The following is a 16,009-nucleotide window of genomic DNA, read 5'->3' on the forward strand; positions in this document are numbered from 1 at the left end:
TAGAAATAAGTAACAAAGGTAAGCATGACCATATGCGTGTATTGATAATGTGGAGGTGTAACTAGCATGAATATGATCGCTGAATACGAAAAAACAGATATGGGCACCATTCAAATTGCTCCTGAGGTTATCGAAGTGATTGCTGGCCTTGCCACGATTGAAGTGGAAGGTATTGCTGGCATGAGCGGTGGACTTGCAGGTGGTATTGCCGAGCTTTTGGGTAAGAAAAATGTTGCCAAAGGTGTTAAGGTAGAGGTAGGTCAAAAAGAGGCAGCAGTTGATGTTTCCGTTATCGTTCAATACGGCTTTAAAATTCCAGAGGTTGCTAATCACGTACAAGAGAACATTAAGCGTTCTATTGAAATTATGACTGGCTTAACCGTTGTTGAAGTTAATGTTCACGTCCATGACGTGCATTTAAAGACCGAAGAAAAAGTAGACTCCGATGACCAGACACAACGTGTAAAGTAGGATAAGTAATATTAACCCCCTTGAAGCCTAAGCTTGCGCTCGGCGCAGGGGGTTGATTACGTTAGACGAGAGGATGAAGTTCTTGATCAGAGTTGTGGACAAATTATTATTGTTTTTGTACAGTATCATAATTGCTGTCATCTCTGTTGCTGCAGTCTGTATCGGATTTGAATGGATAACTGGAGCAATGGCGATTGATGCAATAGATAAGCTCTATAGTAATGGTAGCCTTCAATTAACAATTATTATAATAGGAATCGTACTGTTTCTAATCAGTCTTCGTTTCTTTATTGTCTCACTCTCTCGAGGTGCGATCTCTTCCCAATCCGTTGATCAGCGTACTGAATATGGTGATATTCGAATTTCCATCGAAACAATGGAGAACTTAGCTCTAAAGGCTGCAATGAAGCAGCGCGGAGTAAAGGATCTACGTGCTCGTGTTCATGCAACGGACGCTGGTATGAATATTGTACTTAGAACTGTCGTTGACGGTGAGGTTGCAATTCCTCAATTGACTGAGGATGTGCAAAAAAATGTGAAAAGCTATGTCGAGGAAATTACAGGTATACCAGTAACGAACGTTTCCGTGTATATTGCCAATATCATTCAAACCAACACGATAAAAAGTCGTGTTGAGTAGAGGTGAGTCTATCAATGTGGAAAGAGATTTGGAGTCAGTATTGGAAGCGAATCGTTGGTGCAGGAACTGGCTTGTTTTTTGGTATTATATATTTAGCATTTGGATTTTGGGATATGCTATTCATAGCCCTACTTGTCGGAGCGGGATATTGGTACGGTAAGCAGAAGGAATTTGCCAATGGCTCGATTTTTCCGTGGGGGCGCATATGGGAATCAATCACAAAGTTGTTTAGGCCGTACCGTTAATATGATCTCCTCCGTGCTACGTAATTAGAGGATAGGATGGTTCAAAGATCCGAAGTTGATTACGATGTATAGCGTTGATGCTTAGTCGACGGCGAATATGTCACGCTAGCGAAAGCTGCGGTGCTCACGTACCAAAAACGTACGTTGCGCTCCTCGTTTTCTACTATCGTGCCATCTTCTTGGTACTGAACCTCGAACCTTTGAACCTTTATTGGAAGAGGATGGTTCAGATCCGAAGTTGATTAAAATGTATAGCGTTTGAAGCTTAGCCGACGGCGAATATGTCACGCTAGCGAAAGCTGAGGTGCTCACGTACCAAAGACGTACGTTGCGCTCCTCGTTTTCTACTATCGTGCCATCTTCTTGGTACTGAACCTCGAACCTTTGAACCTTTATTGGAAGAGGATGGTTCAAAGATCCGAAGTTGATTACGATGTATAGTGTTGAAGCTTAGTCGGCCTCGAATCTTGAACCAACCAAATGAATGGAGCTACATTCGCAGCAGGGATGAGATCATATGAAATTGATAAGCAATAAGGCATAAGTCATGGAGGATACATGAAACGAAGATTAGCAAGAGAAATGGTTATATCAAGCTTATACAGTATTGAGCTGAACGAGGTGCAGGCCTACGAGGCATTGCAAGGCGTTATTGATGAAGTCATGAACGATAACGAGGTAAGTGAAAAGTTCAGCGACGAGACGACAAACGAATTTGCGCGTAAGCTGCTTATGGGCGTTGTGGAGAACCGAGCGGCAATTGACGATTTGTTAAAGGATTGCTTAACAGGCTGGCAAGTTGATCGACTGTCACGTGTAGATCGACAAATCCTTCGTTTGGCGTGCTTTGAGATGGTATTTAGCAAGGACGCTCCTCCGAAGGTAGCGGTGAACGAAGCGATTGAGCTCGCTAAGCATTATGGGACAGATGAATCTGGTAAGTTTGTCAATGGCGTACTCGCTAAACTACTGAAAAACCTTGATTCTACTAAAGCATAAGCTTGTCGCTTATCATGGCGATAAGCTTCTTTATCTTTTGTTTGGATATTATACTATAGATTATTTTCATTTTTAATACAGGTATAGGAGTGGTTCTTAATGTCAGCTCACATTATTGATGGAAAACAAATATCCGCAGCGATTCGAAGCGAAATGCAGGCTGAGGTAGCTGCCTTAAAGGAAAAAGGAATTACGCCAGGACTAGCTGTCGTTTTAGTCGGAGAGGATCCTGCAAGCAAGGTTTATGTTGGATCAAAGGAAAAAGCTTGTATTCAGCTTGGCATGTACTCAGAAGTGCATCGACTGCCTGAGCAAACAACAGAGCAGGAGCTATTGGCACTTATCGATAAACTGAACAATCAAGCATCCATCAATGGCATATTGGTTCAATTACCATTACCTAAACATATTAACGAAAAGTCTGTTATCGACGCGATTAATGTACATAAAGATGTAGATGGCTTTCATCCTGAAAGCGTAGGTAATCTCGTTATTGGCGATGACAGCTTGCTGCCGTGTACACCAGCTGGTGTTATTGAGCTGATTAAGCGCAGTAACGTGGACATTGCTGGTAAGCATGCGGTCGTTGTCGGTCGCAGTAACATTGTAGGTAAGCCTGTTGCAATGCTGCTTCTACGTGAGAATGCAACGGTTACGATCTGTCATTCACGGACAGCAAATTTACAAGAGGTTGTAAAGCAAGCAGATATTGTCGTTGTTGCAATCGGCAGAGCGAATGCAATCGATGCTTCATACATTAAACCAGGCGCAGTTGTAATTGACGTCGGCATTAATCGTCTAGAGAACGGCAAGCTTGCTGGTGACGTTGATTATGAAAGCTGTCTTGATACAGCTGGTTATATTACACCAGTGCCAGGTGGTGTTGGTCCGATGACCATTACTATGCTCATGAAAAACACAATTACTGCGGCTAAAAAAGCTAATGGGATGTGAGTAGGCAGTGAGATCCGAACCGCATGTTTATACGATTAAAGATATCAACAAATATATTCGTATGAAAATGGATAGTGATCATGTGCTGTCCGATGTATGGCTGCGTGGCGAAATCTCAAATTTCACCCATCACTCTAGCGGCCATATGTATTTCACGCTAAAGGATAAAGACAGTCGTATAAAATGTGTGATGTTTGCCTCCCATAATGCTCGCTTGAGATTTATACCCAAGGAAGGTGCGAAAGTTCTAGCACAGGGTACGATTTCAGTTTATGAGCGAGATGGTGCCTACCAGTTTTATGCCAATGCGATGCAGCCTGATGGCCTAGGCAGCTTATATCTTGCCTATGAGCAATTAAAAGCAAAGCTTGAAGAGGAGGGGTTGTTTGCTGAGTCACGCAAACGTGCTCTTCCTCTTTTTCCACATACGGTAGGGGTAGTAACATCACCAACTGGTGCGGCTGTAAGAGATATTATTACAACGATAAAGCGCAGATTTCCAGCTGCTCACATCCTTCTTGCTCCCGTGCAAGTACAGGGGGAGCTTGCTGCACCTTCCATCGCCAAGGCCATCGCTGCGATGAATGCACATGGAGCATGTGATGTGCTGATTGTAGGTCGGGGTGGCGGCTCGATGGAAGAGCTGTGGGCCTTTAATGAAGAAATTGTTGTTCGAGCGATTGCTTCATCTGAAACGCCTGTCATTAGCGCTGTGGGACATGAAACGGACTTTACACTTTCTGACTTTGTAGCCGATGTTCGAGCTGCTACTCCGACAGCTGCAGCAGAGCTCGCAGTACCGCATGTTCAGGAGATGACAGCAGTTATTGAACGTTATCAGCAGCGTTTTGAGCATGCACTAAAGCGTCAGCTCGACTGGCGCAAAGAGCGATTAAAGCGTGTACAGCAAAGCTCTGTATTTTCGCAGCCAAAGCGAACCTTCTTAAAGCATGCAGAGCGTGTAGATTATTTACAGCTAATGCTGAGCAAGAGTTTAAAGCATGCGTTGCAGCACGGGCATTTAAAGCTATCACAAAGTCAAAGCAGGCTTGCTCGTTTGCACCCAGAGCAGCGTATTAAGCTATTGAATCGACAGGTCAACCATCTGCAGCATAGTATGAGTGAGCTGATGAACTCAATTGTTAAACAAAAGCGTCTACAGACGGTTTCCTATATTAAACAGCTTGATGCTCTGAGTCCGCTTAAGGTTATGGCTCGTGGTTACAGTCTAACCTATACGGAGGATGAGCAGCTGCTTAAGCAAGTCAATCAAGTGAAACGAGGCAGTTCGATCAAAGTTAAAATAATGGACGGCAGCTTGTACTGTACGGTCAATGATATAGAGGAGGAAAAGGAATGACTGAACTTGAAAATCTAAGCTTTGAACAGGCTTTAGAGCGTCTGGAAAATATTGTTGCTCAGCTAGAAAATGGCGATGTGCCGCTTGAACAAGCCATCGAGCTGTATCAGGAGGGTATGAAGCTTTCCAGCCTGTGTAACGGTAAACTGCAGCAGGTCGAAAGCAAGATTGAGATGCTAATACAAACGGAGCAGGGGTTGGCGACGAAGACTTTTGCTGCCTCCCAATTGGACAAAGGAGAGTAGAAAATTGAACCATTCCCTATCCATTAACGAGCATGTACAGCAAGTCGCTGCAGAAATTACGGAAGAACTGAAACGTTCTTTGTCTTCTTATGATGGAGCACCTAGTAAATTGATCGAATCGATGGAATATTCATTAACAGCTGGTGGAAAGCGGCTTAGACCCTATCTCGTGATGGCTGCTGCTTATGCGGTGCATGCGGATGAAACAACGGTAGAGAAAGCTATCGCTCCAGCGTGTGCGGTGGAATATATTCATACGTACTCGTTAATACATGATGATCTTCCTGCGATGGATAATGATGACCTAAGACGCGGCAAGCCTACGAATCATAAAGTATTCGGTGAAGCCATGGCAATCTTGGCCGGAGATGCTTTATTAACAGGGGCATTCGGCATTATCACCTCACTTGCAAAAGAAGGTAAGCTTGATCCACTTGTTGCGGTTGAAATTATAGATGATTTATCGCGTTATGCAGGGGCTTTAGGTATGGTAGGTGGACAGGTTGCAGATATGGAAGCTGAGCAGGGAATTACTTCGATTGAGCAGCTTGAATATATTCACGAGCATAAAACGAGTGACTTGGTTGTGTTCTCCGTCCTAGCAGGTGCAAGAATTGCAGGTGCCAATGCACATCAGCTGCAACAACTCGAGCTGTACGGACGTAATATAGGTATGGCATTCCAAATACAGGATGATGTGCTGGATCTTGTAGGTGATGAGCAAAAGCTCGGAAAACGCGTCCAAAGCGATGTTGCGGGAGAAAAAGTTACCTTTCCTTTCTTACTCGGACTAGAAGAAAGCAAGGCGCTAGTCGTAAAGCTGACAGAAGAGGCAAAAGCAGCGGTTCTTGCTGCAGATTTAGCGTTCCCAGACCAATTACTGGAGCTTGCTGATTATCTTGTGAATCGTGAATCCTAATCGTCTGCTAAAACTGTTATTATGTAGGATGTCGTATATTGTGATATAATACAGCTAAGTGTCTGATCATTGGGATTACATTCTTGTTGAAAGCGAGGAAAGCGATGTGCTTTTAGATCAAATAGATGACCCAAAACAATTGAAAAAGCTAACAGTTGAGCAACTCGATCAATTAGCAGAAGAAATTCGCCAATTTCTAATCGAGAAATTGTCTCTTACTGGTGGTCATCTTGCTCCTAATCTTGGAGTTGTTGAGCTTACCTTGGCGATGCATTATTTGTTCGATAGTCCAAGTGACAAGTTTATTTTTGATGTTGGTCATCAATCGTATGTACACAAAATTATTACAGGTCGTAAAGATCAATTTGATACATTAAGAAAATATAAGGGCCTGTGCGGCTTTATTAAACGTAACGAAAGCGAGCATGATGTGTGGGAGGCTGGGCATAGCAGTACCTCATTATCTGCAGCGATCGGAATGGCGATGGCGCGTGACTTCAAGGGTGACAGCAACCGTGTTGTAGCTGTGATCGGTGATGGTGCCTTAACAGGCGGTATGGCATTAGAGGCGTTGAATCATATCGGACATGAAAAGCGCAAGCTGATCGTTGTCCTTAACGATAATGAAATGTCAATTGCACCTAATGTCGGAGCGCTTCATCAATACTTAGGGAAAATTAGAACAGGCAGACAATACCAAAAGGCGAAAGAGGATGTACATCAGCTGCTGAACAAAATTCCAGCAATCGGTGGTAAGCTGGCAGAAACGGTTAGCCGTTTTAAAGACAGTGTTAAATATTTGCTAATGAGCGGTATTTTGTTTGAACAGTTTGGTTTATCCTATCTTGGACCGGTCGATGGCCATGATACAGAAGCTTTGCTTGAAACATTGAAGCAAGCTGATCGAATTAACGGACCTGTACTTGTTCATGTCATTACGACAAAAGGTAAGGGCTATACGCCAGCAGAAAATGATTCTCATGCATGGCATGGTGCATCTCCATATAAGATCGAGTCAGGAAAAATGGTAAAAGCAGTCGGTCCTCCGATGTATACGAAGGTGTTTGGCGATGTGTTAATCGAGCTAGCTGAACAGGATGAGCGTATCGTAGCCGTGACACCTGCAATGCCAGGCGGATCTGGTTTAATGGAGTTCGCAGATCGTTTTCCAACGAGAATGATCGATGTTGGAATCGCGGAGCAGCACGCTGCGACGATGTCCGCAGCGCTTGCTATTGAAGGCATGAAGCCGGTTTTTGCTGTGTATTCTACCTTCCTGCAGCGAGCATATGATCAAGTTGTGCATGATATTTGCCGACAAAATCTTAATGTCATCTTTGCAATCGATCGTGCGGGCTTTGTTGGCCCAGATGGCGAAACTCATCAAGGTGTATATGATATACCTTTCCTTCGTCATGTGCCGAATATTGTACTAATGATGCCTAAGGATGAAAATGAGCTTCGTCAAATGATGAAAACTGCAGTGGATTATAATGATGGTCCAATTGCGATTCGTTATCCTCGTATAAATGCAGAGGGCGTGGAGCTGCTGCCAGAACTAACTAGCATTCCCATTGGCAGCTGGGAAGTGTTAAAGGAAGGCGAATCTGAATATGCATTGCTCGCAATCGGCCCTATGCTTAAGGTTGCAAAGGAAGCGTCAGAGCTGCTTATTCGAGAAGGCATTGATGTAGAAATTATAAATGCAAGATTTATTAAGCCACTCGATCAAGATATGCTGCTTCGACTTGCAGCTCAGCATAAAAAGCTAGTCGTGCTTGAGGAAAGTGCGGAGCTTGGCGGCTTAGGTAGTGCGATATGTGAATTCTATTCTCTGCAGGGCATCGATGATATGGTCGTGCGTATTAAAGGGATACCGGATTTATTTGTCGAGCATGGCAGCATTATCGAGCAGCGCAATGAAGTTGGTCTAAATGCTACAGCTGTGTCGCAGCTTGTGCAAAGTATGAAGGCGAAGCTTAAAAGAAATGCGCTATAACCAAACTGATAGGTAGGGATATAATGACAACAGTACCAAAAGAGCGAATTGATGTTTTGCTCGTAGAGGGCGGGTACTTTGATAGTCGTGAAAAGGCGAAAAAAGCACTCATGGCAGGTCTGGTGCTTGTCGATAATGTCCCGATTGACAAGCCGGGGATGAAGGTTGCTCGCAGCGTTGAGATTAAAGTAAAGGGCGCACTTCATCCTTATGTTAGCAGAGGTGGTCTTAAGCTTGAGAAGGCGATTCGCAGCTTCGAGCTCGACCTAAACGATGTAACGATGCTTGATATCGGCTCTTCAACTGGAGGCTTTACCGATTGTGCATTGCAGCATGGAGCTGCATATGTGTACGCGATTGATGTAGGCTATAATCAATTAGATTGGTCGCTTAGACAGCACGAACAGGTTAATGTAATGGAACGAACGAATTTTCGGTATTTAACGTCTGATGATTTAACAGGTCCTACTCCTAATTTTGCGAGTATTGATGTATCATTTATTTCGTTAAAGCACATATTACCGAATTTATCGACTTTATTGCCGGTTCAATCCTCCGTTGTTGCACTCATTAAGCCACAGTTCGAGGCTGGACGCGAGAAGGTTGGTAAGCTCGGCGTCGTTCGAGAGCCTGCTGTTCATAAAGAGGTTTTACACCAAGTGCTAACAATGGCTGCTGAGATAGGATATGAGCTCAAGCATTTAACTTTTTCTCCGATTACAGGTGGAGAAGGGAATATTGAGTTTTTAGCTCATTGGACGTGGGAAAACAAGCCTAGTTTTGTTGATGAAGATACGTCCTCTGCAATTGAGCAGGTTGTAGCTGAAGCTAACGCAACGTTTAAGGTTTCAAAGTAATACAATTTCAATAAGAGTACAGCAAAGATGCCAATCGATAACATCATCGTAAGGCATCTTTTGTCTTTACAGCGGTGTTATTCATTTGATACACTATTAATGCAAACAAGTGTTCTCTATTGTAAAATGTTGAGAGGAGCTCAGCTCTTATGGATAACCTTGTTGAAATTTTTGTCATGATTGTTGCAGCTATTTTTCTTGTGGTTTTGCTGTATCGAGCATTTTATCGTTGGCTTCACTCTCCCGCTACCATCTCAAGAATTAAGCTTGGACGCGGTGGGAAGCTTAAAGATAACGACCCGAATGTAGAGCTGCTTGAGCGGCATGGATATGTCGTAATTTCTGGTAGACATCAAATTCCACTCGCTGTAGAGGTTGATGGACACTTTCTTAACCGCTCAACAACCATTATTATTGACTATATTGCAGAGAAAAAAGGTCTATCCTATATTGTGAAATACGAGCGTGAGCGACAGCCAATCGAGCTGGAGGCCTCAGATCTGAAGAAGCATCTGCTTATGTACTCGTTGCTGTTGCCGGATATGAGTGGAATCATATATATTAAGCCAAAAGAACAAAAAATTCATAAAATTGCATTTCATATTGCAGAATGATGAACATTGAATAGGGGACAGAGTCATGAAAGGGATAAGGCAATTTAAAATTAAAGAAATAATACTCGAGCGCGATATTGAGACGCAAGAGGAGCTAGTCGATGCACTTCGCGATAGTGGGATGAAGGTTACGCAAGCGACAGTATCTCGAGACATTAAAGAATTAATGCTCATCAAAATTCCTTCTAACTCCGGTGGTTACAAATATGCGATGCCTGGTGAGACGCAAAAAGCGAATCCCATTCATAAGCTGAAACGAGCATTGCAGGATCACTTTACACATATAGACTACACAGATAATTTAGTTGTAATGAAATGCTTGCCAGGTACAGCAAATGCGGTAGCTGCGCTTATAGATAGTATGGAAACCACTGATATAATGGGAACGATCTCAGGGGATGATACGATATTAATGATTTGTCGTTCAAAGGAGCAGAGCAAAATCGTAGTGGAACGATTTCTCGATATGCTACGGTAGAGCTGCTTAGTTGAAAAGGAAAAGCTTAGGGAGGCGGTTGTTCATGCTACATGAACTGTCGATTCGCAATTTGGCGGTAATTGAGGAAGCAAACGTACAATTTCATAAAGGATTTCACGTATTAACAGGAGAGACGGGTGCCGGAAAATCAATCATGATTGATGCATTAAGTCTTGTTGTAGGTGGTAGGGGCTCCTCGGATATGGTGCGCTATGGATGTGATCGGACAGAGGTTGAGGCATTATTCGATCTTCCAACTGACCATCCTGTATGGCAAAGGCTATCAGCCCTTGGCATTCAACATGATTCGTCGGAAATGCTGATCGTACGTAGAGAGCTTACAGCATCTGGAAAGAGCAGCAGCCGTGTAAATGGCCAGCTCGTAACGATAACGATGCTACGTGAGATTGGTGAGAGCTTAGTCAATATTCATGGTCAGCATGAGCATCAATCATTGCTTAAAAGCGAGCAGCATTTAGAATGGCTCGATATGTATGGTGGAGCAGAGCTGCTTTCCGTTAAACGGCAATATCAAGAACAGTATGAACGGTTATTGCTCGTTCGTTCACAGCTGCATGAGCTGGATAATACATCTAGACATAATGTACATATGCAGGATTTGTATGCGTTTCAAGTTGAAGAGATTACTGCAGCGAAGCTTAAACCAGGGGAAGATGAAGAGCTGCTGGAGCAGCGTAAAATGTTAATGTATGCTGAGAAGCGCTCGTCGTCTGTCAATGAAGCCTATGGTCTGCTCAATGATGGACAAGGATTGGATGCGATAAGCCGTGCAATTAGCCGACTAACCGATATTGTCAGCTATGATGAAACAGCACTTTCACCGATGCTCGAGCAGCTTCAGTCTGCTTTTTACACCGCTGAGGATGTGATGTATCAGCTCCGGAGCTATCGAGATGGCATCGAATCAGATCCGCAGCAGCTGCAGTATGTAGAGGATCGTCTTGATCTTATTCGCAGTCTAAAGCGTAAATATGGAGAGACGATAGAGGAAATTCAAACATATCTCGAAAAAATTACAGAGGAACGGGATAAGCTTGAGAACCGGGAAGAGCTTCTGGAGCAGCTCAAAGCTCAAGAGGCAGAGATCTATGCTGATGCTTACCAGGTTGCGCAAAAGCTGTCTGAGCTGCGTCAGGAGGCCGCACAGCAGCTTTCTGGCGAAATCAAAGAACATCTTACGCAATTGCAAATGGGAGCAGCTAATTTTGAAGTTAATTTACAGACACTGCCTAAGGATGAGACAAGCTACGTCCGTTTAAGTGCAACGGGCATTGATCATGCCGTATTTATGATGAGTACGAACCCAGGGGAACCGTTAAAACCTCTTCATAAGGTCGCTTCAGGCGGTGAGATGTCTCGTATTATGCTCGCACTCAAAACGATATTTGCAGCCATTGATCAGATTCCGGTGCTTGTGTTTGATGAAGTCGATACCGGTGTCAGCGGTCGTGCAGCACAAGCCATTGCTGAAAAGCTGTCAAAGCTGGCGAGGGATTGTCAGGTGTTTTCCATTACGCATTTGCCTCAGGTTGCATGCATGGCTGATCATCATTATGAGATCCGTAAGCAATTTGTTGGTGAGCGCACATACACTTCTGTCGTAGAGCTTACAGATGAGCTAAGAATCAATGAGCTTGCACGCATGCTTGGCGGAGTGGAAATTACGGAAAAAACTAAGCATCATGCGCAAGAGATGCTTGATCTGGCTATAGGCTTGAAAGGTGCTTGAATCAAGGAAATTTGGGATGTTTTTGTGGTCATAAATCTTTCTGCTCAGGGTAACTTAATGTTACGCCATTGGCGATTAAGCGATGGAATGACAGGAGCGTGAATAGATTGGACCCAAAACAACCTAAACGTATTTTTGGATTAATTCTCGTCGTATTAGTCGGTCTAATCGGGGTATCTACACCAATGCAACAAATCGTAGCATTTCCCAATGAGCTCAGACTATTTACAGGTCAGTTGAAAAATGTACAGTATAGCGTACCTGTACAAGCTGAATTAGAGGTTGATCCAGAAGTACTGCAAGTGAATGGTAAAGCACAATCATCATTATCCGTTAGTTTGAAGGAACCGTTATCATTACATTCTTATCAAATCGGTCAAACAGAAATGAAGGTAAAGCTGTTTGGAAAAATTCCGTTCAAAACTGTAAAGGTCGACATTGTCCCTGATCTTAAGGTCGTACCAGGAGGACAAACGATCGGAGTAAAAGTTAATTCAGCAGGTGCTCTTGTCGTCGGACATCATCAGGTCGTAGATGAGGCCGGTAACAAGCAATCACCGGGTGAAGCAGCAGGCTTAAGGCTAGGTGACCTCATCACAGCAATTAATAAAGTCAAAGTGAATAATGTAAAAAAGTTAGGAGAGCTATGTGAGAAGTACAGCTCGAGTAAAAAGCCGCTTACAATTACTTATTTGCGTAATGGCAAGTCGATGACCACTAAGCTAAAGCCTATTTATGATGTTCGAGAACAAGAGTGGAGAATCGGATTATATATTCGCGATTCAGCAGCGGGTGTAGGAACGTTAACCTTTTATGCCCCTGATCAGGGCGTGTATGGTGCTTTAGGACATGTAATAACAGATATGGACACTGGAACACCGATTGTAGTAGGTGATGGAGAAATTCTTCAAGCAAGCGTCACATCGATTAATAAAAGTCAAAATGGTGATCCTGGTGAAAAAAGAGCTCACTTCGTGAAGGAAAAACAGCTGCTCGGCAATATAGAACGCAATACACCTTTCGGTATTTTTGGGAAGATGAATGAAATGCCGGCACACAGCTACGAAGAACGTGCGATACCTGTTGCATTTGCAGAGGATGTAAAAGAAGGTCCAGCTCAAATTTTAACTGTAGTCAATGGACAGAAGGTTGAACGCTTTGATATCGAGGTTGTTCATGTAGCGAAGCAAGTAACGCCAGCTACAAAAGGGATGGTCATTAAAGTAACTGATGAACGGTTGATGAGTAAGACAGGCGGTATTGTACAAGGCATGAGCGGCAGCCCCATTATTCAGGATGGAAAGCTTATTGGAGCTGTTACCCATGTGTTTGTAAATGATCCAACATCAGGCTATGGCTGCTTCATTGAATGGATGCTTCAAGATGCTGGTGTGTTGCTTCATTCGGACAACGAGCAAATCGTGGACCAAGCTTCATAAACAAGAAAATGCTATCTGTTTCCGTTGAAGCAGACAGCATTTTCTTGTTTATGGTGAATAGTGATAGGAATTGTCGAATGAGAGTGGTTTTTGTTGCGAATTATTTATTATATCGAAAAGTAGAAAAAAAATAAAGAAAAAAGTTTTTCGACAGAAGGAATAATTAGCGCTGTGTCGAAATTGTATAGAGTAGAAGGTAAACTCGACATTCATATTTAATTAAAGGGAGGCAAAACATCTTGCAGAAGATTGACGTACTATTAGCAGATGACAACCGAGAATTCACAAACCTATTATCGGAGTATTTCGCCAGTCAAAGTGATATGAATGTATGCGGTGTAGCTTACAACGGAGAAGAAGTATTACGACACCTAGAGAATGCCAGAAAGCTGCCAGACGTACTTGTCCTAGATATCATCATGCCTCATCTTGACGGACTTGGAGTTCTAGAACGCATCCGTGAGATGGATCTGAATCCAATGCCAAAAGTGATTATGCTTACAGCCTTTGGACAAGAGAACATTACACAAAGAGCCGTTCAATTGGGGGCATCCTATTATATGCTTAAGCCATTTGATATGGATATGCTTTCTAACCGCATTAGACAGCTTGTAGGAGTTACTTCAACGACTGCAACCTCCAGTTCATTCAGCTCGAGCCTAACTACGAGCAGATCGAATGTAGTGCCTATTGGCAAGCATAAAAACCTTGATGCGAATATTACTAGCATCATACATGAAATTGGAGTGCCTGCGCATATTAAGGGGTATCAATATTTGCGTGAAGCCATTACGATGGTGTATAACAATATTGAAATTCTTGGAGCGATTACGAAGACGTTATATCCTGCAATCGCTGAAAAGTTCAAAACAACACCTTCACGTGTAGAACGTGCGATTCGTCACGCGATCGAAGTCGCTTGGACGCGCGGCAACATCGACAGCATCAGTCACCTGTTCGGCTATACGGTCAACATAAGCAAATCCAAGCCAACGAATAGCGAATTTATCGCGATGGTGGCAGATAAGCTTAGAATTGAGCATAAGGTGTCTTGAAAGGATGAGCCGTAGGGAATGCGGCTTTACATAAGCCAACCAATTTTATGAATTGGGTATGGGAAACCTTTTGAACTAACTATTACTTATATCATATCAACGAATACCGCTATTTATTGGAGTGAAAGCTCTGGTAAAGGGCGGTATTTTTTATGACTGATTTTGAATGACAGAATGTCACTTGGTGAATACGTCGGCATAATGGAGTTATTTATATAAATGTCATTAATTAATAACTGGCTGTAAAATTACACCTTTGATATTATCCTTATAGTAATAATCGGATAAAACTTCAGGAGATGATCAGATTGAAACGAAAGATGATTATTTTATTTTGTGGTGTCATTCTATTATTGTCTGCTTGTAGCTCTAATTCAACAAGTGGCAATCCAACGGAACCAGCGACTCACAGTACCGAAGGAAAAGTGTATAACGTAGAGCTAGGTGAGGAATTTCTTTACCATGGAATGGGAGCAGTGAACAAATCCACGACTAAGCTTGAGATTACTTTGAGTGATTATGAGATAGTAAAAGAAAAGTCAGCTGATGACTCGCTTAGAGAAGATGTAGACTATCTTAAACTATATGCACTCGTTGAAAATGTTGGTGATGAGAATTCCCACGATATGGCTATTCATGAGTATAGCTTTAACATCTATGACGCGAATGGTAAAGAAATATCAGTATCAACATTAACGACTCAACGTATTACTCCAGAAGATGAATTCAAACCTGCGGAGCTACGTCCGGGCGGTAAAAACGAAGGCTTCTTGTATATTACGATTGAAGAAGGCTCTGTGCCTGCAGAAATTATTTTTTATGATGCAATGAGCAAAACAGCAGCTCATGCGAATCAATATGTAGTTAAACTGTAATGAACAAAATCATAAAATGCTCTAAGCTTATTTTAGCTCAATAACGAATGAGCACTATAAAAAATCCTATCCATTTGATGTAGATTAAATGGATAGGATTTTTTTGCGGTTGATAAGAAAATGATAAGAAAGAATTTACTCCGAAAACTTCATTTCAAAGGTCGATTTACCGAAATATAGTAATATACTAAGATAATTACTAAAATTTGGAGGGGTTAACGTGGATTCCATTTCACTATTTAGCTCTGGTAGCGCAAAGCAAAAGCCACTGTCCGCACTTGAACGTGTCATGCTAATCGCTGAAAGTGGACGATCACCTGCTGAGAAGAGACAGATGCTTCAAGCTTTACAAGAGCAAATGGAGGGCGATCGTGTCAAGCAATTAATGGTGAGTATGAACAAAGTTGAAGTTAAGGAAAAGAAAAATGAAGATCAACAAACAAATGAAGATGGAGATACTGTAGAAATCTCACAAGCGGCTCAGATGGAGTATGAACAAAGCTCTAGCAGCAGCGATAGCTCTTCGTCCGTTGAATCATCCGCGAGTTCTGCTAGTTCGGGCTCATCGAGCGAAAATGCATAATGGATGATTAAACTAACTTCAGGTTGATGTACCGATCAGACAATCAGCATGTTTGTACAATATGATCGTCCTTTATAAGAGAGCTTCATTAGTCAAGTGACTTCAGCTTGAGGGCATCTAGCATCGCTGGCCCTGCTGGTGAGGCTTCAGACTTGGACGTCGTATCTGAGAATATACTAGATGAAGCAGCCTTTCCTTTCTCTGGGTATGCAGTTTTTGGTTGGTGCTGATCCTTTTTAATATGCTCCGCTAAGAGTTGATGCACTGTTTCGAGATACTCTAACATATAAGAAAGAGCAAAAAATATTGCTGCCACTGCCATTCCACCGAATAAAGTAAGGATAAAGTTGATAATCCCCCAAAAGCTAATAAGATTGTCTGCAATAAATCCTTGGGTTAGACCAGCTAGGATGCCTATAATTAATGAGCTCCAGCCAAAGAAACGTAGAATGCTTGACATTGGACTCCTCCTTAGCGTGAATAATTGTAACTACATACAAGACGTTGAAGATTGAAGTTAGGTTAC

18 protein-coding genes are annotated in these 16,009 nt (G+C 42.6%); 17 read left to right on the forward strand and 1 reads right to left on the reverse strand.

Going from position 1 to position 16,009, the window contains the following annotated elements:
* The first annotated feature begins 66 nt into the window (after positions 1-66).
* From NSQ99_RS08805 to NSQ99_RS08885, 17 genes are all read left to right on the forward strand, one after another.
* On the forward strand, positions 67-471 hold the full coding sequence (locus tag NSQ99_RS08805) for an Asp23/Gls24 family envelope stress response protein (protein ID WP_340836224.1): 405 nt from the start codon (positions 67-69) through the stop codon (positions 469-471).
* 82 nt (positions 472-553) lie between these two features.
* Positions 554-1,111 (forward strand): alkaline shock response membrane anchor protein AmaP, encoded by a 558-nt coding sequence (gene amaP / locus NSQ99_RS08810; protein ID WP_251666685.1) that lies wholly within the window; start codon positions 554-556, stop codon positions 1,109-1,111.
* 14 nt (positions 1,112-1,125) lie between these two features.
* The gene (locus tag NSQ99_RS08815) at positions 1,126-1,356 is read left to right on the forward strand and encodes a DUF2273 domain-containing protein (RefSeq protein ID WP_251666684.1); all 231 of its coding nucleotides are present in this window, start codon (positions 1,126-1,128) and stop codon (positions 1,354-1,356) included.
* A 558-nt stretch (positions 1,357-1,914) separates the two neighbouring features.
* Positions 1,915-2,355, forward strand: a complete 441-nt coding sequence (gene nusB / locus NSQ99_RS08820) for a transcription antitermination factor NusB (protein WP_340836225.1) — start codon at positions 1,915-1,917, stop codon at positions 2,353-2,355.
* A 99-nt stretch (positions 2,356-2,454) separates the two neighbouring features.
* The gene (gene folD, locus NSQ99_RS08825; protein WP_340836227.1) at positions 2,455-3,309 is read left to right on the forward strand and encodes a bifunctional methylenetetrahydrofolate dehydrogenase/methenyltetrahydrofolate cyclohydrolase FolD; all 855 of its coding nucleotides are present in this window, start codon (positions 2,455-2,457) and stop codon (positions 3,307-3,309) included.
* A gap of 7 nt (positions 3,310-3,316) precedes the next feature.
* Positions 3,317-4,669: an exodeoxyribonuclease VII large subunit gene (gene xseA / locus NSQ99_RS08830; RefSeq protein ID WP_340836228.1), complete on the forward strand. Its 1,353-nt coding sequence runs from the start codon at positions 3,317-3,319 to the stop codon at positions 4,667-4,669.
* A complete protein-coding gene (gene xseB / locus NSQ99_RS08835; protein ID WP_340836230.1) occupies positions 4,666-4,914 on the forward strand; it encodes an exodeoxyribonuclease VII small subunit in 249 nt (82 codons plus the stop codon). Before xseA ends, xseB begins: the two co-directional genes overlap by 4 nt.
* 4 nt (positions 4,915-4,918) lie before the next feature.
* Entirely contained in the window at positions 4,919-5,833 is a 915-nt protein-coding gene (locus NSQ99_RS08840; protein WP_340836231.1) for a polyprenyl synthetase family protein, read from the forward strand.
* Positions 5,834-5,939: 106 nt separating this feature from the next.
* Positions 5,940-7,832 carry a 1-deoxy-D-xylulose-5-phosphate synthase gene (dxs, locus tag NSQ99_RS08845; RefSeq protein WP_251666797.1) on the forward strand — a complete coding sequence of 631 codons (1,893 nt, stop codon included), beginning with the start codon at positions 5,940-5,942 and terminating at the stop codon, positions 7,830-7,832.
* Between the two features lie 23 nt (positions 7,833-7,855).
* The gene (locus NSQ99_RS08850) at positions 7,856-8,689 is read left to right on the forward strand and encodes a TlyA family RNA methyltransferase (protein WP_251666679.1); all 834 of its coding nucleotides are present in this window, start codon (positions 7,856-7,858) and stop codon (positions 8,687-8,689) included.
* A 149-nt stretch (positions 8,690-8,838) separates the two neighbouring features.
* Positions 8,839-9,303, forward strand: coding sequence for a hypothetical protein (locus tag NSQ99_RS08855; protein ID WP_251666678.1), 465 nt, complete (start codon positions 8,839-8,841; stop codon positions 9,301-9,303).
* Between the two features lie 25 nt (positions 9,304-9,328).
* The gene (ahrC, locus tag NSQ99_RS08860; protein WP_251666677.1) at positions 9,329-9,781 is read left to right on the forward strand and encodes a transcriptional regulator AhrC/ArgR; all 453 of its coding nucleotides are present in this window, start codon (positions 9,329-9,331) and stop codon (positions 9,779-9,781) included.
* 43 nt (positions 9,782-9,824) lie between these two features.
* Complete coding sequence (gene recN, locus NSQ99_RS08865; protein ID WP_340836233.1) at positions 9,825-11,531, forward strand: DNA repair protein RecN; 1,707 nt, start codon at positions 9,825-9,827, stop codon at positions 11,529-11,531.
* Positions 11,532-11,638: 107 nt separating this feature from the next.
* Positions 11,639-12,970: a SpoIVB peptidase gene (gene spoIVB / locus NSQ99_RS08870; protein WP_251666675.1), complete on the forward strand. Its 1,332-nt coding sequence runs from the start codon at positions 11,639-11,641 to the stop codon at positions 12,968-12,970.
* A gap of 239 nt (positions 12,971-13,209) precedes the next feature.
* Positions 13,210-14,025, forward strand: coding sequence for a sporulation transcription factor Spo0A (gene spo0A / locus NSQ99_RS08875; RefSeq protein WP_251666674.1), 816 nt, complete (start codon positions 13,210-13,212; stop codon positions 14,023-14,025).
* Positions 14,026-14,333: 308 nt separating this feature from the next.
* Positions 14,334-14,900 (forward strand): DUF4352 domain-containing protein, encoded by a 567-nt coding sequence (locus tag NSQ99_RS08880; RefSeq protein WP_340836235.1) that lies wholly within the window; start codon positions 14,334-14,336, stop codon positions 14,898-14,900.
* 220 nt (positions 14,901-15,120) lie between these two features.
* On the forward strand, positions 15,121-15,483 hold the full coding sequence (locus NSQ99_RS08885) for a hypothetical protein (protein ID WP_340836237.1): 363 nt from the start codon (positions 15,121-15,123) through the stop codon (positions 15,481-15,483).
* An 88-nt stretch (positions 15,484-15,571) separates the two neighbouring features.
* Here NSQ99_RS08885 and NSQ99_RS08890 read toward each other — a convergent pair whose 3' ends face one another.
* Complete coding sequence (locus NSQ99_RS08890) at positions 15,572-15,943, reverse strand: hypothetical protein (RefSeq protein ID WP_251666671.1); 372 nt, start codon at positions 15,941-15,943, stop codon at positions 15,572-15,574.
* Positions 15,944-16,009: the final 66 nt, after the last annotated feature.

Source organism: Paenibacillus sp. FSL W7-1287, from assembly GCF_038004245.1.
In the GTDB taxonomy this organism is placed as follows: domain Bacteria; phylum Bacillota; class Bacilli; order Paenibacillales; family Paenibacillaceae; genus Pristimantibacillus; species Pristimantibacillus camelliae.

Coding starts and splice junctions, on each gene's coding strand:
- ahrC (WP_251666677.1), top strand. CDS start 9,329: ATGAAAGGGATAAGGCAATTTAAAATTAAAGAAATAATACTCGAGCGC.
- NSQ99_RS08855 (WP_251666678.1), top strand. CDS start 8,839: ATGGATAACCTTGTTGAAATTTTTGTCATGATTGTTGCAGCTATTTTT.
- NSQ99_RS08850 (WP_251666679.1), top strand. CDS start 7,856: ATGACAACAGTACCAAAAGAGCGAATTGATGTTTTGCTCGTAGAGGGC.
- nusB (WP_340836225.1), top strand. CDS start 1,915: ATGAAACGAAGATTAGCAAGAGAAATGGTTATATCAAGCTTATACAGT.
- NSQ99_RS08815 (WP_251666684.1), top strand. CDS start 1,126: ATGTGGAAAGAGATTTGGAGTCAGTATTGGAAGCGAATCGTTGGTGCA.
- recN (WP_340836233.1), top strand. CDS start 9,825: ATGCTACATGAACTGTCGATTCGCAATTTGGCGGTAATTGAGGAAGCA.
- NSQ99_RS08805 (WP_340836224.1), top strand. CDS start 67: ATGAATATGATCGCTGAATACGAAAAAACAGATATGGGCACCATTCAA.
- xseB (WP_340836230.1), top strand. CDS start 4,666: ATGACTGAACTTGAAAATCTAAGCTTTGAACAGGCTTTAGAGCGTCTG.
- NSQ99_RS08890 (WP_251666671.1), bottom strand. CDS start 15,943: ATGTCAAGCATTCTACGTTTCTTTGGCTGGAGCTCATTAATTATAGGC.
- folD (WP_340836227.1), top strand. CDS start 2,455: ATGTCAGCTCACATTATTGATGGAAAACAAATATCCGCAGCGATTCGA.